Origin of the sequence: Rhizomicrobium sp., from assembly GCA_037200985.1 — a bacterium.
Classification (GTDB): domain Bacteria; phylum Pseudomonadota; class Alphaproteobacteria; order Micropepsales; family Micropepsaceae; genus Rhizomicrobium.
Genome location: JBBCGJ010000001.1, coordinates 1,751,574 through 1,771,048, shown reverse-complemented (window position 1 = coordinate 1,771,048; position 19,475 = coordinate 1,751,574). Strand labels below are relative to the sequence as shown.

General features: G+C 65.7%; 17 protein-coding genes. 12 read left to right on the top strand and 5 right to left on the bottom strand.

Translation table 11 applies throughout. The features are described 5' to 3' along the window. The first annotated feature begins 74 nt into the window (after positions 1-74). Positions 75-3,539 carry an AsmA-like C-terminal domain-containing protein gene (locus WDN01_08600; protein ID MEJ0026071.1) on the top strand — a complete coding sequence of 1,155 codons (3,465 nt, stop codon included), beginning with the start codon at positions 75-77 and terminating at the stop codon, positions 3,537-3,539. A gap of 94 nt (positions 3,540-3,633) precedes the next feature. Here WDN01_08600 and tyrS read toward each other — a convergent pair whose 3' ends face one another. Further along, positions 3,634-4,881 carry a tyrosine--tRNA ligase gene (tyrS, locus tag WDN01_08595; GenBank protein MEJ0026070.1) on the bottom strand — a complete coding sequence of 416 codons (1,248 nt, stop codon included), beginning with the start codon at positions 4,879-4,881 and terminating at the stop codon, positions 3,634-3,636. 150 nt (positions 4,882-5,031) lie between these two features. Between tyrS and WDN01_08590 the strand changes: the two genes are divergently transcribed. After that, complete coding sequence (locus tag WDN01_08590; GenBank protein ID MEJ0026069.1) at positions 5,032-6,141, top strand: anhydro-N-acetylmuramic acid kinase; 1,110 nt, start codon at positions 5,032-5,034, stop codon at positions 6,139-6,141. Here the strand turns inward: WDN01_08590 and WDN01_08585 are convergent. Continuing rightward, entirely contained in the window at positions 6,138-6,350 is a 213-nt protein-coding gene (locus WDN01_08585) for a hypothetical protein (protein ID MEJ0026068.1), read from the bottom strand. The two genes, WDN01_08590 and WDN01_08585, sit on opposite strands and share 4 nt — an antisense overlap. A 7-nt stretch (positions 6,351-6,357) precedes the next feature. Continuing rightward, on the bottom strand, positions 6,358-7,092 hold the full coding sequence (locus WDN01_08580) for an alpha/beta hydrolase (GenBank protein MEJ0026067.1): 735 nt from the start codon (positions 7,090-7,092) through the stop codon (positions 6,358-6,360). A gap of 166 nt (positions 7,093-7,258) precedes the next feature. On the opposite strand from WDN01_08580, the gene WDN01_08575 reads away from it, so the two are divergent. From WDN01_08575 to WDN01_08530, 10 genes are all read left to right on the top strand, one after another. Then, positions 7,259-7,738, top strand: a complete 480-nt coding sequence (locus WDN01_08575) for an Rrf2 family transcriptional regulator (protein MEJ0026066.1) — start codon at positions 7,259-7,261, stop codon at positions 7,736-7,738. Positions 7,739-7,748: 10 nt separating this feature from the next. Next, positions 7,749-8,897 carry an aminotransferase class V-fold PLP-dependent enzyme gene (locus WDN01_08570; protein MEJ0026065.1) on the top strand — a complete coding sequence of 383 codons (1,149 nt, stop codon included), beginning with the start codon at positions 7,749-7,751 and terminating at the stop codon, positions 8,895-8,897. Then, entirely contained in the window at positions 8,897-10,348 is a 1,452-nt protein-coding gene (sufB, locus tag WDN01_08565; GenBank protein ID MEJ0026064.1) for a Fe-S cluster assembly protein SufB, read from the top strand. The genes WDN01_08570 and sufB overlap by 1 nt, the downstream gene beginning before the upstream one ends. A gap of 148 nt (positions 10,349-10,496) precedes the next feature. Beyond that, on the top strand, positions 10,497-11,246 hold the full coding sequence (sufC, locus tag WDN01_08560) for a Fe-S cluster assembly ATPase SufC (protein ID MEJ0026063.1): 750 nt from the start codon (positions 10,497-10,499) through the stop codon (positions 11,244-11,246). Next, positions 11,243-12,361, top strand: a complete 1,119-nt coding sequence (sufD, locus tag WDN01_08555) for a Fe-S cluster assembly protein SufD (GenBank protein MEJ0026062.1) — start codon at positions 11,243-11,245, stop codon at positions 12,359-12,361. The genes sufC and sufD overlap by 4 nt, the downstream gene beginning before the upstream one ends. Beyond that, entirely contained in the window at positions 12,358-13,602 is a 1,245-nt protein-coding gene (locus WDN01_08550) for a cysteine desulfurase (protein ID MEJ0026061.1), read from the top strand. Before sufD ends, WDN01_08550 begins: the two co-directional genes overlap by 4 nt. A gap of 3 nt (positions 13,603-13,605) precedes the next feature. Further along, positions 13,606-14,061, top strand: a complete 456-nt coding sequence (locus tag WDN01_08545) for an SUF system NifU family Fe-S cluster assembly protein (protein MEJ0026060.1) — start codon at positions 13,606-13,608, stop codon at positions 14,059-14,061. Beyond that, complete coding sequence (locus WDN01_08540) at positions 14,058-14,420, top strand: SUF system Fe-S cluster assembly protein (protein ID MEJ0026059.1); 363 nt, start codon at positions 14,058-14,060, stop codon at positions 14,418-14,420. Before WDN01_08545 ends, WDN01_08540 begins: the two co-directional genes overlap by 4 nt. A gap of 2 nt (positions 14,421-14,422) precedes the next feature. Further along, positions 14,423-14,824 carry an iron-sulfur cluster assembly accessory protein gene (locus WDN01_08535; protein ID MEJ0026058.1) on the top strand — a complete coding sequence of 134 codons (402 nt, stop codon included), beginning with the start codon at positions 14,423-14,425 and terminating at the stop codon, positions 14,822-14,824. 146 nt (positions 14,825-14,970) lie between these two features. Beyond that, on the top strand, positions 14,971-15,348 hold the full coding sequence (locus WDN01_08530) for a TfoX/Sxy family protein (protein ID MEJ0026057.1): 378 nt from the start codon (positions 14,971-14,973) through the stop codon (positions 15,346-15,348). Between the two features lie 4 nt (positions 15,349-15,352). On the opposite strand, the gene WDN01_08525 is transcribed toward WDN01_08530, so the two are convergent. Together WDN01_08525 and WDN01_08520 are read right to left on the bottom strand one after the other, a co-directional pair. Further along, positions 15,353-17,407, bottom strand: coding sequence for a M13 family metallopeptidase (locus WDN01_08525; GenBank protein MEJ0026056.1), 2,055 nt, complete (start codon positions 17,405-17,407; stop codon positions 15,353-15,355). Between the two features lie 27 nt (positions 17,408-17,434). Continuing rightward, the gene (locus tag WDN01_08520) at positions 17,435-19,465 is read right to left on the bottom strand and encodes a M13 family metallopeptidase (protein MEJ0026055.1); all 2,031 of its coding nucleotides are present in this window, start codon (positions 19,463-19,465) and stop codon (positions 17,435-17,437) included. Positions 19,466-19,475: the final 10 nt, after the last annotated feature.

Sequence of the window (19,475 nt, the reverse complement as noted above, 5' to 3'; positions counted from 1 at the left end):
TACCTGAATTGAGATCGCGGGCCAAGCGAGGGCCTGCTTTATCCGCAATTTTCCGGGGGTTAGAGGAAGGTCCGTTGACCCAAGACCACCCCGTTGGCGCTGATCGTGGTGCTGCCGTCCGGGCGACCCTGGCGGAGGCCTGGAACGCCTCTTTTGTCGGCCGCTACGTGAAGTCGCACCATATCAGCCGCACGGCCCTGATCGTGTCGGCGCTGGGTGTTGCCGTCCTGTTCTTCGCGGTGGGTGCGGCGCTGCGCCTTCTGGTCGGCCCGATCTCGCTCGGCCCGCTCTCGGGACAGATTTCCGACGCCCTGGCCCACGCGCTGCCGGGCATCACGGTCAAATACGACCAGGCGGCCGTCGAATGGTCGCGCGACCAGGGCCGGGTCAATCTCGTCGTCCTGGGTGCACGGGTCTTCGACTCCAAGGGCCGCATCATCGCCCAGGCGCCGCAGGCTGACATCGATCTCGCGGCCCAGCCCTTCCTGAAGGGCGACGTCGTCGTCACACGCATTACGCTGGTCGGCGTGCAGCTCACGATGGTGCGCAACGCCGACGGCACGCTGCGCCTCGGCGTCGACCATGACGACAGCCAGAAGGACATCATCAGCCGCATCACCGACGCCATCAACAAGAACAGCTCCAGCGCCTCCTCGCTCGAATCCTTCGCGGTGCGCGACGCGCGCGTTGCCTTCCTCGACGAGACCACCGGGCTTTTCCTCGTGGCGCCCAAGGCCGACGTCCGCATCGCGAATTCCGGGCCCGATCTGGTCGCCTCGATCGAGGCCGATATCGAGGTCTCGGGCCGCGCCGCGCATATCGCGGGCGAGCTGCGCCTGCCGCCGAGCACCGGGCCGGTCAGGGGCCGAATCGAAGTGCATCATCTCGACGTCGCGGCGCTGGGGCGCAACGCCAAGATGTTCGCCTTCCTTTCCAGCGTCGCGATGACGGCCGACTTCTCGTCCGACTTCGCCGTTTCGGGCTCGCATCTGCTGAACGCCGATTTCTCGCTCGACGGTTCGGGCACCGCCTCGATGGTCGGTGTGCGCGGACCGGTCCGCGTGACCTCGCTCCATCTGTCCGGACGCTACGACCGCTCCACGGCGCGTCTCTCGCTCGCCGACGCCTCGCTCGTCTCGGACCGGCTGCGCGCCCATCTCGTGGGCGGCATGGACCTTATCTATGATTCGAGCGGCGCGATCTCGCGCCTCGGCGTCGATCTCACCGCCGACAAGACCGCGCTTCAGATACCCGGGACCTTCGCGCAGCCCGTCTTCGTGCCGTTGGCGCAGATCAAGGGCAGCTATGTCCCGGCGACGCACGATGTCCTGATCGATCGGTTGAGCACGACGGGCGGCGCGCTGGTGCTCGCCGCGTCGGGCCGGATCACGCTGGTGGACAAGCAATCGCCTGTGATGGACCTGAAGGGCCGCATCGAACCGCTCGCCATTCGCGACATGCTGCACTACTGGCCCCTCGACATCGGCGGCGGCGCCCGCGACTGGATCGCGGGCAATATCTTCGCCGGAACGCTCGGTCCCGTCGTGTTCGAGACCCATCTGCCGGCCGGCGCGCTCGATCTTCCGGTGCTTCCCGACGGCGCGCTGCTGATGACCTTTCCGATCACCAATGCCGAGCTGAACTACGTCCAGGGCCTGACGCATATGACGGGCGTCAACGCCAATGCGAAGCTGACGGGAAACTCCTTCGGCGCGGACATCCTGCGCGCGCGCATCGGCCCGCTTCTGCTGTCCAAAGGCCGCGCCGCCATTCCCGATCTCAGCGCCCCCGGCTCGCCCGGCGACATCTCGGCCCATATCGACGGCTCGATGACCGACATCCTCAAGCTGACCGACCTGAAGCCGCTGAACTACGCCACGCGCTTCGGCATCGACCCCGACGCGACGGAGGGCAAGGCCGCGATCGACCTCACGGTCCATCTGCCGATGCGCAAGGACCTGAGCATCGACGACATCGCAATCGGGATCAAAGCCGTCTCGACCGGCTTCGGCATTTCGCTCGGCAAGAACACGCGGCTGAGCGACGGCGCGGTGACCTTCGATATCGACAACACGCACCTGCACGCCTATGGCAGCGCCGGCCTCGCGACGTCGCGCCTCGCCATCGACTGGGTGGAAGACTTCAAGTCCGCCGGTGCCGTCACCACCGTGGTCGGCATCAAAGGCCTGCTCGACCAGGCCGGCCGCGACGCGCTGGGCTTCCACGCTGTCGACTATCTGAAAGGCCCTGTGGGCGTCGCCGGCACGCTGACCGGCAAGCGCGGGCAGCTCGTCGCCGGCGATCTCGCGCTCGATCTCACGCCTTCGACGCTCTCGCTCGATCTCCTGGGCATCAGCAAGCCCATGGGCTTTCCGGCTTCGGCGCACGCGCTGCTGGCCTTCGGGGCGGGCAGCATGCTGCGCAGCGCGAACGTCACCATCGCCGGCCCCAGCCTCCAGGCCGCGATGACCGCCGCCTTCGACGACAACGGAAGGCTGGTCTCGCTAAACGCGCCGTCGATAAAATCGGGTGCCGCCAACGACTTTGCCTTCGGCCTGGCCCGCGGCCTGGCCGGGCTCGACATCGCTGTCCATGGCCGCTCCCTGGACGGCACGCAGATCGCGCGCCGCGGCAGCGGTGCCGCCAAGGATCCGGCATCGCCGGCCGCCAAGACCACCTTCGACGAGCCTTTTCACATCAATGCGAAGCTCGACCGCCTCGCGCTGCGCAGCGGCGTCGCCATCGCGCCTTTCGCGCTCGACGTCAGCGGTACGGCGGAGCGTCCCGCGGCGATGACGCTGTCGGGCCGGATCGGAAAGACCGGAACGCTCAACGGCAGCATCGCGCCGTCCGGCAATGACCGCCGGCTGACGCTGCAGACCAACGATTTCGGCACGCTGGCCCACGGCCTGTTCGGCTTCGCGAGCATCAAGGGCGGCAAGCTCGACCTTCAGGCTACGTTGCACGGTCCCGCCGCGGCGTCGCCGGCGACGGCGACCGACCCTGCGAACGACTATGAGGGCACGGTGCGCCTCAAGGATTTCCGCCTGCTCAACCAGCCCTTCCTGGCGCGGCTGTTCAGCGCCGGCTCGCTCGTCGGATTCGGCAACTTGATGCAGGGCGGCGGCATCGAGGTCGACGACCTGAAGGTTCCGTTCACCGCCAGGAACGGCGTCTGGGGCATCCTCAACGCGCGCGCCACCGGCCCGGCGATCGGCGTCAGCGCCGAAGGCTATATCGACCGGCCCAAGAACGAGATCGCGCTCAAGGGTACGCTGGTGCCGCTGTTCGGCATCAACAGCGCACTCGGCGTCATCCCGCTGCTCGGCGATCTGCTGGTCTCCAAGCCGGGCGAGGGCATCATCGGCATGGTCTACAGCGTCGAGGGCAATGCCGACGAGCCGCAGGTCAGCATCAATCCCCTGTCGATGGTGACGCCCGGCTTCTTCCGTCGCATCTTCGAAGGCGACATGCCCAGCGCCGCGAACGCCCCGTCGAACGCGGCGCCGGCACCGCCGCAGGAAAAGCCGCCGCACTAACTTCTATCGTCATGGGCGCCCTTGTGGCGGCCACCCATTAACACGCCCGCCGATCGTGCGTATGGGTCGCCGGCACGAGGGCGGCGGTGACGATTTAGATCGGCCTCACCAGCACATGCTTCTTCTTGCCGCTCGACAGCTTCAGCACGCCGTCCGCGGTCAGCGCCGACGGCTCGACGATCAGCCTGGGATCGCTCACCGCAACGTCGTTCAGCTTAAGGCCGTTGTTCGCGATCAGCTTGCGCGCCTCGGAATTCGACGCTGCCAGCCCCGTCGCCACCGCGAGGTTCAAGATGCCCTCCGGCAGTTTCGCCGTGACCGTCGGCAAGCCCTCCGCCAGCGCGCCTTCCTCGAAAGTCCGCCGCGCCGTCGCCGCCGCCGCGTCGGCGGCGGCGCGGCCGTGCAGCACCGCCGTCGCTTCCGTCGCCAGGATCTTCTTGGCGTTGTTCAGCTCCGCGCCCTGAAGCGCCTCCAGCCGCGCGATCTCGGCGAGCGGCATATCGGTGAAGATGCGCAGGAAGCGGCCGACATCGCCGTCCTCGGTGTTGCGCCAGAACTGCCAGTAGTCGTAGACGCTCAGCATCTCCTTGTTCAGCCACACCGCGCCCGACACCGATTTGCCCATCTTTGCGCCCGACGAGGTGGTGATCAGCGGCGTCGTCAGCCCGAAGAGCTGGACGTTCTCCATCCGCCGCCCGAGATCGATGCCCGACACGACATTGCCCCACTGGTCCGAGCCGCTCGACTGCAGCCGGCAGCCGAAGCGCTTGTAGAGCTCGACATAGTCGTAGGCCTGCATGATCGAGTAGTTGAATTCCAGGAAGCTCATCGGCTGCTCGCGGTCGAGGCGCAGCTTCACGCTGTCCATGGTCAGCATCCGGTTGACCGAGAAATGCCTGCCGACCTCGCGCAGGAACGGGATGTATTCGAGCTTGTCGAGCCATTCGGCATTGTCGACCATGATCGCGTCGCTCGGGCCGTCGCCGAATTTGAGCAGGTGCCGCACGCCCGACAGCATGCTCTGCTTGTTCTCCTCGATCTGCTCCGGCGTCAGGATCAGCCGGGTCTCGTCCTTGCCGGAGGGATCGCCGGCCTTGGTCGTGCCGCCGCCCATCAACAGGATCGGCCGGTGCCCCGCCTGCTGCAGCCGCCGCAGGGTCATGAGCTGCACGAGGTTGCCGATATGCATCGACTTGGCGGTGCAGTCGAAGCCGATATAGGCGGTGACCCGCTCCTTCAGGAACAGGGCGTCGAGGTCCTCCGGCGCCGAGCAGTCGTAATAGGCGCCGCGCTCCACGAAGGTGCGGAGGAAGTCGGAGCGGAACGCGGGCGCGGGCGGCATGGAAATTACTCGATGCAGGGGGTTGTCGTGTTATTCCTCCATCTCGTCATCGCCCGCTTTATGCGGGCGACCCAATTTTCTTACCGGAAAAATGGGTCGCCCGGACAAGCCGGGCGATGACGGGCTTGGAAGGGCAGGGTGTGTAGCACAATGGCCGATGTTCAGAAAATCATAGGTCTCATGAGCGGAACGTCGCTCGACGGCGTCGATGCGGCGCTGGTGGAGACCGACGGCGAGGACATCGCCGTCCCCGGCCCGGCGCTCGGCCTGCCCTACGATCCCGAAATGCGCGCCCTGCTGCGCCAGGCGCTGGACGACGCGCAGACCGTCGCTGCCGGCGCGCCGGTACCGTATTCCATTCGCGACGCCGAGCGCCGCCTGACCGAGGCTCATGCAGATGCGGTCAAGGCGCTGCTCGCGAAGGCGGGCCTGCACGCCCGCCAGGTGGCGCTCATCGGTTTCCACGGTCAGACCATCCTGCACCGCCCGGCGCAGCGCTGGACTTGGCAGATCGGCGACGGCGCGCTGTTGGCGCGGCTGACCGGCATCGACGTGGTCAACGATTTCCGCTCCGCCGACGTCAAGGCGGGCGGGCAGGGGGCACCGCTGGTGCCGCTGTACCATGCGGCCCTGGTGCGCAAGGCCGGCCACTACGACCTTCCCGTCGTCCTGGTGAATATCGGCGGCGTCGCCAACGTCACCTATATCGGCAGGGACGGCGTGCTCGCCTTCGACACCGGCCCCGGCAACGCGCCTATCGACGACTGGATGCACCGTCACTCCGGCCGCCCGGTCGACGAGAACGGCGACTTCGCCCGCACCGGCAAGGTCGACGCCGCCGCGCTGAACAAGATGCTCGCGAACACGTTCTTCGACGCCGTGCCCCCCAAATCGCTCGACCGCCTCGATTTCGGGACCGGTGCCGTCGAGGGCCTGTCGCCCCAGGATGGCGCGGCGACGCTCACCGCCTTCACCGCCGCCTCCATCGCCAAGGCGCGCGAACATTTCGCCGACACGCCGAATGCCTGGATCGTGATGGGCGGCGGCCGTCACAACCGAACGCTGATGGATAGTCTGCGCGCCCGCGTGAACGCGCCGGTGCTGGCCGCCGAAGACGCCGGCTGGAACGGCGATTTCATAGAGGCCGAAGCCTTCGCCTATCTCGCCGCGCGCTCCGTGAAGGGACTGCCGCTCAGCCTGCCCACGACGACCGGCGTGAAGGCGCCGATGACGGGTGGAAAGCTGCACGGCGCCCCTTAGTGGGCGGGGACTCCGTGGACGCGCACGCAGACATATTGGCGATAGCCGTCCTGCCACTCCTTCTTGGCGCCGGGCTCCAGCTTGGCGGGGACCGAGGCCGCGATGCCGGCCTGGCATGCCGCCTTGTCCTTGAACGTTCCGGCCTCGGGCACGACGAAGACCTGCGGTCCCGTCAGCATGCCGACCAACACGATTGCGATAGTCCACATGTCCGTCTCAGCGCCCCTCGCGCGGCTTGCTCATCATCTCTTTGACATAGGTTTCGACGGCTTCCACGACCTCGGCTTCCTTCTTGTCGAAGAAGTGGTTGGCGCCTTCGATCTTATCGTAGGTAATCTTGATGCCCTTCTGCGCCGTCAGCCGGTCGACCAGCTTCTGCACATCGGGCTCCGGTACGACCTGGTCCTTGGTGCCGTGCACGATCAGGCCCGAGGCCGGGCAGGGCGCCAGGAACGCGAAGTCGTACATCGAGGCCGGCGGGGCGATGGAGACAAAGCCGGTGATCTCCGGCCGGCGCATCAGAAGCTGCATGCCGATCCAGGCGCCGAAGGAGATGCCGCACACCCACACATTCGTCGGGTTCGGATAAAGCGTGTTCATCCAGTCGAGCACCGCGGCCGCATCCGACAGCTCGCCCGCGCCGGAATCGAAGGTCCCCTGGCTCCGCCCCACGCCGCGGAAATTGAACCGGACCGCCGTGCAGCCCAGCTTGTGGAACATGTGGAACAGGTCATAGACCAGCGGATTGTTCATCGTCCCGCCGAACTGCGGATGGGAGTGCAGGACCAGGGCCATGGGGGCGCCGGGGGCCTTCTGGCGCTGGTACCGGGCTTCGATGCGGCCGGCGGGGCCGGGCAGGATGATATCAGGCATGGGGCTTTCCGTGCGACGATTTGGTAGCGGATAACTCGGCTTTGCCGCGCCGCGAAAGCCTGGGAAACAGCCAGAAATCCAACGAAATGCAGCTATGCGGCGAGAGGATCACGCTAATACTTGACCGTCCTAGTGGGGATATCTATATCCGGCTGGAAGATTCCAGCGCGGCGGGCCTGTTCTTACACCGGTGAGGCCCCTCGAAAGCAAGGCAAATCGCGCTGGACGACAAAGGAGAACCGTCATGCGGCTCAGCACCAAAGGACGTTACGCCGTGATGGCGATGGCCGATCTGGCCCAGCACGAGGCGGCCAACAAGCCGGTTTCGCTGGCCGATATCGCCCAGCGGCAGGAGATTTCGCTCTCCTATCTGGAACAATTGTTCGCCAAGCTCCGCCGCGGCGGCCTGGTGAAGAGCGTGCGCGGCCCCGGCGGCGGTTACCGCCTCTCCCGGCCGGCCAGCGAGCTGCGCATCGCCGACGTCATCGTCGCGGTGGACGAGCCGATCGCCGCCACCCGCTGCAAGCCGGGCAGCGCCAAGGGCTGCACCGGCCAGGGCGCCCGCTGCGTGACCCACGACCTCTGGGAAGAGCTTGGCCGCCAGATCCATGTCTTCCTCTCCTCCGTGTCGCTCGCCGATGTGGTGGAGAAGCGCGTGCTCGGGCGCACCCAGCCTTGCACCGTGGCCGCGAACAGCGAACCGCCGCACGAAGAAGCGGCCTGATCGTTTCATCATGCTCTATTGGGATCACAACGCGACGTCGCCGCTGCGTCCGGAAGCGAAGGCTTCGGTGCTGAAGGCGCTCGACCTTTGCGGTAGCCCCTCCTCGGGCCATGCCGCCGGCCGTGCCGTGGCGGCCCTCGTCACGGAAGCGCGCGAGCAGGTGGCGGCCTTCGCCGGCGCCAAGGCAAGCGAAGTCGTGTTCACCAGCGGCGGCACCGAAGCCAACGCGCTCGCGCTGCGCGGCGCGGCGGCCGGCGCTCTGGCGTCGGGCGAGCGCATCATCCGGCTCTTCGTCGTGGCGACCGCGCATGACAGCGTCCGCGCCACAGCCGCCGCGCTCGCCGAGACGACGCCGGGCCTGAAGCTGACCGAGATCCCCGTCAACGAGAACGGCCGCATCGAACCGGAACAGTTCCGCTCCCTTCTGATGAACGGCAAGGGCCGGGCATTGGTCTCGCTGCTGTTCGCGAACAACGAAATCGGCACGATCGAGGATATCGCGCCGCTCGCCGCGATCCTGCGCACCGAGGGCGGAACGGATTCGCTGCTGCACATCGATGCGGTGTCTAGCGGCTACAGCCCGATCCGCTTTTCCGCCTGGGGCGCGGACTATCTGTCGCTCGCCTCCCACAAGATCGGCGGTCCGCAGGGCGCCGGCGCGCTCATCCTGCGCGAGAGCGTGCCGCTGGCGCCGCTGTTCGACGGTGCCGAGGAAGGCGGGCGCCGCGGCGGCACGCAGAACATTCCCGGCATCGCCGGTTTCGGCGCCGCCGCCCGCGCGCTCCAGGCCAATTTCGATTCCGAATGCGAGGCGGTTGCCTCCATCCGCGAGAATTTCGAGCGCGCGCTGCGCCATCTGGCGCCCAATGCGGTGATCTTCGCCTCCGAGGAGCTGCGTCAGAAGAACGTTTCCTCTTTCGCCATCCCGCAATTGCAGGCGGAAAACGCACTGACCGCGCTCGACCGCGACGGCTTCTGCATCGCCTCGGTGGCGTCCCCCCATGTCCTGGCCGCGATGGGCGTTCCGGACAGCCTCGCGCGCTGCGCCCTGCGCGTCAGCTTCGGTCCCGACACGGGCCTCAAGGAGACGAGCGAATTCCTAGCCGCGTTGAAGGGCTTGCTCGGCCGCAAACTGGCTCTGGCCGGAGGAGTCGCCTGATGTCCGCCGCGCCCGATACCAGGAAACAGGTCGCCGAAATCGGCGAGAAGTACAAATACGGCTTCGTCACCGACATCGAGATGGAGCGCGCGCCCAAGGGCCTGTCGGAAGACACGGTGCGCTATATCTCGGCCAAGAAGTCCGAGCCGGCATGGATGCTCGAATGGCGCCAGGCCGCCTTCGCGCGCTGGAAGGAAATGCGCGAGCCGAACTGGGCGCGCGTTCACTATCTCAAGATCGACTACCAGAACGCCTATTACTACGCGGCGCCCAAGAGCACGCCGCTGAAGCAGAGCCTGGATGAGGTCGATCCCAAGCTCCTGGAGACCTACAAGAAGCTCGGCATCCCGCTGCACGAGCAGATGGCGCTGGCCGGCGTTGCGGTCGATGCGGTGTTCGACAGCGTCTCGGTCGCCACGACCTTCAAGGCCAAGCTCAACGAGGCGGGCGTGATCTTCTGCCCGATCTCCGAAGCGATCCGCGATTATCCCGATCTGGTGCGCAAGTACCTCGGCACCGTCGTGCCGGTGACCGACAATTTCTTCGCGACGCTGAATTCGGCGGTGTTCTCCGACGGCACCTTCGTCTATGTGCCCAAGGGCGTGCGCTGCCCGATGGAGCTCTCGACCTATTTCCGCATCAATGCGTCGGAGACCGGCCAGTTCGAGCGCACCTTGATCGTCGCCGACGAAGGCTCCTACGTCTCCTATCTCGAAGGCTGCACCGCGCCCAAGCGCGACGAGAACCAGCTTCACGCCGCCGTGGTCGAGCTCGTGGCGCTGGAAGGCGCCGAGATCAAATACTCCACGGTGCAGAACTGGTACCCCGGCGACGAGAACGGGCTGGGCGGCATCTTCAACTTCGTCACCAAGCGCGGCGATTGCCGCGGCGACCGCTCGAAGATCTCCTGGACTCAGGTCGAGACCGGCTCGGCGATTACCTGGAAATATCCAAGCTGCATCCTGCGCGGCGACGACACGGTGGGCGAATTCTACTCCATCGCCATCGCCAACAATTTCCAGCAGGCCGATACCGGCACCAAGATGATCCATCTGGGCAAGAACACACGCTCGCGGATCATCTCCAAGGGCATTTCGGCGGGCAAGGCGCAGAATACCTATCGCGGCCTCGTCAGCGTGCATCCCAAGGCGTCGAACGCGCGCAACTACACGCAGTGCGATTCGCTTCTGATCGGCGGCAAGTGCGGCGCCCACACCGTGCCCTATATCGAAAGCCGCAACCCCACCGCGCGCATCGAGCACGAAGCGACGACGTCGAAGATCGCCGAGGACCAGCTTTTCTACTGCCTGCAGCGCGGCATCCCGCAGGAAGAGGCGGTGGCGCTGATCGTCAACGGCTTCTGCAAGGAAGTCCTGCAGCAGCTCCCGATGGAGTTCGCGGTCGAAGCGCAGAAGCTCGTCGGCATATCGCTGGAAGGGAGTGTGGGATGATCCGCCAACTCCCCGCGTGTCATGGCCCGCGACTGCGGGCCACCCAGGTGACGCCCCGCGTCGTCATTTGCAGTTTTGGCTCTCCAACTGGATGGCCCGCAGTCGCGGGCCATGACAATTGGGGTTTGGAAGGCAGCGTCGGTTAGTCATGCTCGAGATCAAAGACCTTCACGTTGCCGTCGACGGCAAAGAAATCCTCAAGGGGCTGACGCTCTCCATCGCGGCGGGGCAGGTGCATGCCATCATGGGTCCGAACGGCTCGGGCAAGTCGACGCTGTCCTATGTGCTGGCGGGCCGCGCCGGCTACGAGATCACCTCCGGCTCGATCCTCTACAACGACGAAGACCTCAATGCGCTTGCGCCTGAAGCGCGCGCCGCCAAGGGTGTGTTCCTCGCCATGCAATATCCGGTCGAGATTCCCGGCGTCACCACACTCACCTTCCTCAAGACCGCGCTGAACGCGCAGCGCCGCGCCCGGGGCGAAAAGGAAGTCGACGCCATGACGGTGCTCAAGACCGTGCGCAAGCGCGCCGCGGCGCTGAAGGTCAGTGAAGAGATGCTCAAGCGCGCCCTCAATGTCGGGTTTTCCGGCGGGGAGAAAAAGCGCCTCGAAATTCTTCAGATGGCCCTGTTCGAGCCCAAGCTGGCGATCCTCGACGAGACCGATTCCGGCCTCGACATCGATGCGCTAAAGCTCGTCGCAGAAGGCGTCAACGCGCTGCGCGCGCCTGAGCGCGCCATGCTGGTCATCACGCATTACCAGCGCCTGCTGGACTACATCGTGCCCGACCGCATCCATGTGCTGGCTGGCGGCCGCATCGTCGCCGAGGGCGGCAAGGAGCTGGCGCACGAGCTCGAAGCCAAGGGCTATGAGCACATCATAGGCAAGGCGGCATGAACGTGACCGCGCATTGGCTGGACGAACGCCGCGCCGAAGCCGCGAACCGCTTCGCCGCGCTTGGTGTGCCGCATCGCCGGATCGAGGATTGGAAGTACTCCGACCTGAAATCCGCGATCGACGGCGCGAATGACGATACCGCTGCGGCATGGACAGTCGGTGCTTTGCCCGAAGGCGTCGAACTCTTCGATCTCGCGAACGCCGATGCCGCGCCCGACTGGGTCAAGACCCATCTCGGCACACTGCCGCAGAACGCCATGGCATCGTCCTCCTTCGCTCATGCCCGCACCGGCTTCGCGGTTCGCGTCCCGCGCAACAAGGCGGCCGGGCCGCTGCACGTCGCCTTCGCGCAGGCCGGCAGTGTCCGCGCGCTGATCGTGCTGGAAGACGGCGCCGCGCTGACCCTGTGCGAGACGCAGAATACCGACGGCTATTCCAATCTCGGCCTCGAATTCGTCGTCGGCGCCAATGCCCAGCTCACCCACATCCGCATGGCGCCGCAGGCGGTCGATGCGGTGCAGGTTGAGGAATACGCCGTTCGTGTGGCCCGCGACGGCGTTTACCGGGCGCATCTGTTCAACGGCGGCGCGAAGCTCGCCAGAGCCGAATTCCAGATCGCGCTCGCGGGCGCAAACTCCGCCGCCCATCTTTCCGGCGTCTCGGTCCTGGGCGGCGCGGCCCATGCCGACATCACGACCCACATCACGCACGCCGTCGGCCAGACGACGAGCACCCAGCTCTTCAAGCACATCGCCGGCGGCAAGAGCCGCGCGGTCTATCAGGGCCGCATCACGGTGGAGCAGGGCGCCGACAAGTCGGACTCCCGCCAGACAGCCAAGGCGCTGCTCATGGGCGAACGCGCCGAGGCCGACCTCAAACCCGAGCTCGAGATCTTCGCCGACGATGTGAAATGCGCCCATGGCGCCGCGGTCGGCGATCTCGACGCCAATTCGCTGTTCTACCTGCGCGCCCGCGGCATCCCCGAGGCCGAAGCCCGCAACATGCTGGTCCGCGCCTTCCTGGAGGAAGCCGTCGACGAGGTCGCCGACGAAGCCATCCGCGCGACGGTCTGGCAGGCGGTGGAAGACGCGCTCCCGGGAGCGATGCAGCCATGACCGCGCAAGGCAAGATCGACACCGCCTTCGATCCGGTCGCTGCCCGCGCCGATTTCGAGATCCTGTCGAAAACCATCTACGGCAAGCCGCTGGTCTATCTCGACAACGGTGCCAGCGCCCAGAAGCCGCGCCAAGTGCTTGACGCCATGCGCGATTTCGCGAGCCGCGACTACGCCAACGTCCATCGCGGCGTGCACTATCTTTCCGCCAAGGCGACCGATGCCTACGAGGCCGCGCGCCGCACGGTGCAGAAATTCCTGAACGCGGCCCACGAAGACGAGATCGTCTTCACCAAGGGCGGCACCGAGGCGATCAACCTTGTCGCCTATTCCTATCTTGCGCCCCGCATCCAGCTGGGCGACGAGATCGTGCTGACGGTGATGGAGCATCACTCCAACATCGTCCCCTGGCATTTCCTGCGCGAGCGCCAGGGCGCCGTGCTCAAATGGGTGGACGTGCGCGACGACGGCAGCCTCGATGTCGAGGCGCTCGACGCCGCCATCGGTCCGAAGACCAAGCTCGTCGCCGTGACGCACATCTCCAACGTGCTGGGCACCACGACGCCGCTGAAGGAGATCGCCGCCCGCGCCCACGCCAAGGGCGCGCCGGTGCTGGCCGATGGCTGCCAGGGTGCGGTGCACGAGATCGTCGATGTCCGCGACCTCGATATCGATTTCTACGTGCTGACCGGCCACAAGCTCTACGGCCCCACCGGCATCGGCGCGCTTTACGGCAAGCGGGCGCTGCTCAAGCAGATGCGCCCGTTCAACGGCGGCGGCGAGATGATCCGCGAGGTCACCCGCGACATCGTCACCTATGCCGATCCGCCGGCGCGGTTCGAAGCCGGCACGCCCCCGATCATCGAAAGCGTCGGTCTCGCCGCCGCGCTCGACTACATGAATTCCTTCGATCGCGTCGCGGTGAAGGCGCATGAGCACGACCTGCTCACCTATGCCCGCGACGGCGTGCGCCAGTTCAACTGGCTGCGCGTGATCGGCGACGCGCCGGGCAAGGCATCGATCCTCTCTTTCGAGGCCGACGGCATGCATGCCCACGACCTCGCCACCATCCTCGACCGCGAAGGCGTCGCGGTGCGCGCCGGCCATCACTGCGCCCAGCCGCTGATGGAGCGCTTCGGCGTCGCCTCCACCACCCGCGCGAGTTTTGCGCTCTACAACACCCGTTCCGAGGTCGACGTGCTCATCGAAGCGCTCGCCAAGGCGCGGAAGATATTGAGTTAGGCCATGGACGATTCCCTCCGCGAGCTCTACCAGGACGTGATCCTCGATCACTCCAAGCATCCGCGCCATTTCGGCAAGTTGGAAGGCGCGACCAACACGGCTCAGGGCCACAATCCGCTCTGCGGCGACCGCGTCACGGTGCAGTTGCTGGTCGATGCGAGCGACCGCATCGCCGACGTCATGTTCGAGGGCAAGGGCTGCGCGATCTCCCAGGCCAGCGCCTCGCTGATGACGGACATGATCGTCGGACGCACCGTCGCGGAAGCGGAAAAGTTGATGGGCGGCTTCCTCAACCTCGTGAAGGGCGAAGAGGTCGAGGGTCTGGACGAGGACGATCGCGAGCGGCTCGACGTCATGGCCGGCGTGTCGGCCTTCCCCATGCGGGTCAAATGCGCGACCCTGGCCTGGCACACCATGAAATCAGCTCTGGAGGGCGGCGGGGCCGCCAAATCGGAATGAACGCGCAACCCAACCAGGCCGATATCGCCTCTTCCGCGCTCAGCGAGACGGAACTGGCCGATTTCACCGAGAAGCTCGTGACGGCGCTCAAGACCGTCTACGATCCGGAGATCCCGGTGGACATCTACGAACTCGGGCTTATCTATAAGGTTGATGTCGCGGACAACAAGGACACGACGGTGGACATGACGCTGACCGCGCCGGGCTGCCCCGTCGCCGGCGAGATGCCGGGCATGGTGAAGTCGGCGCTGGAAGGCGTCGAAGGCATCGGCGAAGTCACCGTGAACATGACCTTCGATCCGCCCTGGACGCCGGAGCGGATGAGCGAAGAAGCCAAACTCGAACTGAACATGTACTGACCATGACCACGCCCCAGACGTCGATACCCTCGAAGCCGCGTCGCGAACGCCCCAAAGCTGTCCGCCTGACGGATTCCGCCGCCGCGCGCATTCGCGACATCATGGCGGATGCCGAAGGCAAGTATCAGGGCGTGCGCGTCGGCGTGACCAATGGCGGCTGCGCCGGCATGAGCTACACCATGGACTATGCCGAAGAGGTGAGGCCGCTCGACGAGGTGGTCGAAGACAAGGGCGTCAAGATATTCATCGAGCCCAAGGCGATCCTGTTTCTTATCGGAACCGAAATGGATTTCGTGACCGAGAAGCTCGGCGCCCGTTTCGTGTTCAACAATCCGAACCAGACGGCGGCCTGCGGCTGCGGCGAAAGCGTCTCGATCACGCCCGCGGCGGATGCCGCCAATTAGTGCATGATCGTCATCGAGAAAAACAGTCATGTCATGCCCGCGAAGGCGGGCATCCGGCGACTGGGCGGATTGCCAAGACTGGATTCGCGCCTACGCGGGAATGACAATCTGGAATTGAGACCTCCACCAACCCTCTTGCCTTAGCTATGGCGACCGACCCGCACCGCTACGACGATCTCTTCGCCGAATTCGGCCCCATCGTGCTGCGCCGGTTCTTCGGCGGCGAGGGTATCTATGCCGGCGCGACGATGATCGGCTCGATCTTCCGGGACACGCTCTATTTCAAGACTGATGCGGAAAGCCGCAAGCCGTTCGATGCGGAAGGGTGCAAGCCCTTTACCTTTATGAAGGGCAAGGAACTGGTGACCACGACCTGGCTCGCCATTCCCGACCGGCTCTACGATGATCCGGACGAACTCGCACGATGGGCCCGCGCAGCTCTCGCTGTTGCCGAAGTTTCGCCGACGGCAAAGAAAAGGGCGCGCAAGGCCGTCAGGCCCGCGCGCCCGCGCAAGACGCGCTGAAAGACTACCAGAGCTTCACGCGCTGATCGGGCGCCAGATACATTTTGTCGCCCGGCTTCACGCCGAACGCCGCGTACCACCCATCCACATTGCGCAGCGGCCCGATCACGCGGAAACGCGGTGGGCTGTGCGGGTTGGACAGGATCTGCTGGCGCATCTGTCCGTCGCGGTACTTGGCGCGCCAGACCTGCGCGAAGGCGAGGAAGAAGCGCTGATCGCCGGTATAGCCGCCGAGCACCGGCGCCTTCTTGGCCCCGAGCGAAGCGTGATAGGCCTGCAGCGCGATGGTGATGCCCGACAGGTCGCCGATATTCTCGCCCATCGTCAGCTTGCCGTTGACGTGCAGGCCCGGCAGACCCTCATAGGAATCGAACTGCGAGCCGAGCATGGAGACGCGGGCCTCGAACGCCTTGCGGTCGTCGTCGGTCCACCAGCTCTCCAGGATGCCGCCGCCGGTGTATTTGCTGCCCTGGTCGTCGAAGCCGTGGCTGATCTCGTGCCCGATCACCGCCCCGATGCCGCCATAGTTCACCGCGTCGTCGGCGTTCGGATCGAAGAAGGGCGGCTGCAGGATCGCCGCCGGGAAGAAGATCGAGTTGAAGAGCTGCGTGTAGTAGGCGTTGATCGTCGGCGGCGTCATGTTCCATTCGTTGCGGTCGACCGGCTGGTCGATGCGGGCGAGGCGATACTGCCACTCGAACGCGTTGGCGCGCGCGACATCGCCAGTCAGGTCGTCGCGCTTGACGATGAGGCCCGAGAAATCGCGCCACTTGTCGGGATAGCCGATATGCGGCGTGAAGGCGTGCAGCTTCTCCAGCGCCTTCTGCCTGGTCACGTCGGTCATCCACGTGATCTTGCGGATGTCGGCGTCATAGGCCTTGAGCAGGTTGGCGACCAGCGTCTCGGCCTTCGCCTTGGTCGCCGGCGGGAAATATTTGGCGACATAGAGCTTGCCGAAGGGATGCGGCAGCGTCTGGTCGATCAGGCGCACAGCGCGCGTTTCGCGCGGCAATTGCTGGGTCTGTCCGCCCAGCACCTTGCCGTTGAAGTCGAAATCCGCATCGTCGATCACCTTGGGCAGGAATGGCGCCATCGCGTGCAGGTAGTGGACCGTCAGATAGTCGCGCCACACCGAGACCGGCGTCTTGGCAAAGGTCTGCGCCAGCACCGGGAACGCCGTGTTCTCGCGCACGATCACCTTGCGCGTCGGCGCGATGCCCTGGACCTGGAAGAAATCCGTCCAGTCGAAGCCCGGCGCGAAGGTCGCCAGGTCCGCGACCGTCATCGGGTTGTAGACCTTCTCGGCGTTGCGCCGGTCGGCCGCCGGCCACTGCGCGGTGGCGATGCCGTTTTCCAGCGCATAGACGGCGGCGGCGCGCGCCTCGACGTCCTTGGTCTCGCCAGCCAGCGTCAGCATCGTCGCGAGATATTTCTTGTAGGCGTCGCGCGTCTGGGCCAGCGCCGGGTCGTCCTTCAGATAATAGTCCCGGTTCGGCATGCCGAGGCCGGACTGTCCGACGGTCACGACATAGACGTTGGAATTCTTCGCATCCGGCGCGATGCCGTCGGCGACGATGCTGTAGCCGTCGGACGAGGAAGGGAACGCCCGCTCGCCCATCAGCTTGGCGATGTCTTCCGGCGTTTGAAGCGCCGCGATGCGCGCCAGATCGGGCTTCACCGGATCCAGGCCCCGCTTTTCGATATCCGCCGTGTCGGTGAAGGCGTCGTAGAGATCGCGGATCTGTTTCTCTTCCGGCGACAGCGTGGCGTAGTCCCGCGCCTCCAGCCCCGCGATCAGCTCCTTCATGCGGTTCTCGCTCAGAATCTGCAGGTTCTGGAACGAGCCGGTGCTGGTGCGGTCGGCGGGGATTTCGGTACGCTTGAACCAGGCGCCGTTGGCGTAGTCGAAGAAATCGTCGCCCGGCTTCACGGTCTTGTCCATGCCGGTGAGGTCGACGCCCCAGGCGCCGAACTCCGGCTTCTGCGCCGGTGGCGTCGCGGCGACAGCGATGCAGGCGACGCCGGCCAGGCCGGCAAGAGCGAAAGCCAACTTCTTCATGACGATGTCCTTGTTACCAATTCGAACTCACCATACCGGCACGCGCTTGTCCGGCGGCAGATAGAGCTTGTCGCCCGGCTGAACGTCGAACGCGGCGTACCAGCCGTCCATGTTGCGCACCACGCCGTTGACGCGGAATTCCGACGGGCTGTGCGGGTTGGACAGCACCTGGCTGCGGATCGCCGCGTCGCGGTGCCGCTCGCGCCAGCTCTGCGCATAGGCGATGTAGAAGCGCTGGTCGCCCGTCAGCCCGTCGAGCACCGGCGCCGGCTTGCCGCCGAGCGAGATATGATAGGCCTTGAACGCGATCGCCAGTCCCGCGATGTCGGCGATGTTCTCGCCCAGCGTTAGCCGGCCATTGATGTGCAGGCCGGGCAGGGGCTCATACAGGTCGTATTGCGCCGCGATGGCGTCGCCCCGCGCCTGGAATGCCTTCAGATCGTCGGGCGTGAACCAATTCTCCAGCACGCCGCGCGCATCGTACTTGGCGCCCTGGTCGTCGAAGGAATGGCTGATCTCGTGGCCGATCGTGGCGCCGATCTCGCCATAGTTCACCGCGTCGTCGGCATTGGGATCGAAATAGGGCGGCTGCAGGATGCCGGCCGGGAACACCACCTCGTTGAGATTCGGATTGTTGTAGGCGTTGTTGGTCGGCGGCGTCATGCCCCATTCGGTGCGGTCGACCGGATCGTCGATCCGCTTGAGCTCGCGGTTCCACTCGAACACCCCGGCCGCCTGTACGTCGGCGAGCAGCGTGCCGCGGTCGATCGCGAGCGCGGTATAGTCGCGGAACTTGTCGGGGTAGCCGATCTTCAGCGCCGTGGCGTGCAGCTTCTCGAGCGCCTTGGCGCGAGTCGCCGGCGTCATCCAGGCCAGTGTCTGGATGTCCGCCTCATAGGCCTTGATGAGGTTGTGCACGAGGTCGAGCGCCTTGGACTTGGCGTCGCCGCCGAAATAACGCTCGACATAGAGCTTGCCCAGCGCCTCGCCCATCGCGTTGTCGAGCAGGCGGATGCCGCGCGTCGGCCGCTCGAGCTGTGCGCTCTTGCCCGCCAGCGCCGTGCCGTAGAACGCGAAATCGGTATCGTCGACCGTCTTCGGCAGATAGGCAGCCCAGCGGTGCAGATAGCGCGTCGTCAGATAGTCGCGCCACACCGCGACCGGCGTTGCGGCGAACACCTCGGCGAGTTTCGGAAAGGCGGATTTCTCCGACACGATCACCTTGCGCGCGCCGCCGTTCTCCGGAATGCCGCCCGCCGTGAACAGCGCGTCCCAGTCGAAGCCCGGCGCCAGAGCCTTCAGCTCGGCGATCGTCATCGGATTGTAGATCTTGTCCGCGTCGCGGCGGTCGGCGGCCGGCCAGCTCACCTGCGCGAGGGCTGCTTCGAGCTCGTAGACCTTCTGCGCTCGCGCCGCCGCGTCCGTCGCGCCCGCGATGGTCAGCATGTCGGCGAGGTATTTCTTGTACGCCGCCTGTGTGTCGAGGATTTCCTTGTCGGTCTTCAGGTAGTAGTCGCGGTCCGGCATGCCGAGGCCGGACTGGTAGAGGTTGATCGAATAGACGTCGGAATTCTTGTCGTCGACGCCGATATAGAACCCGAAGGGTCCGTCCACGCCCAGTCGCGGATCGCCGATGGCGCCGGCGACCTCCTTGAGTGACGTGTAGTGCGCGATCGCCGCGAGATCGGCCTTCGCGGGCGCAAGGCCGTTGGCCTCGATCTGCTTTGTGTCCATATAGGCGTTGTAAAGGTCGCGCAGCTTGCGCCCTTCGGGCGTCAGCTTGTCGTCCGGCGTCTTGGAAAGATCGGCGACGAGGCCCTTCAGCCGCGCCTCATTGTTGAGATCGAGTTCCAGGTTGACGCCCGAATAGGTGCGGTCGGCCGGGATCGTGTCGTGTTTGATCCAGTTGCCGTTGGCATAGGCGAAAAAGTCGTCGCCCGGCTTCACGGTCTTGTCGATATAGGAAAGATCGACGCCCCAGGGCTTGACCTGCGGCTCGGCGGCAAAGGCCGTGCCGGCGAAGGCGAGCGCGCACAGAACAACGAGACTGCGTTTCATGAGACCGTCC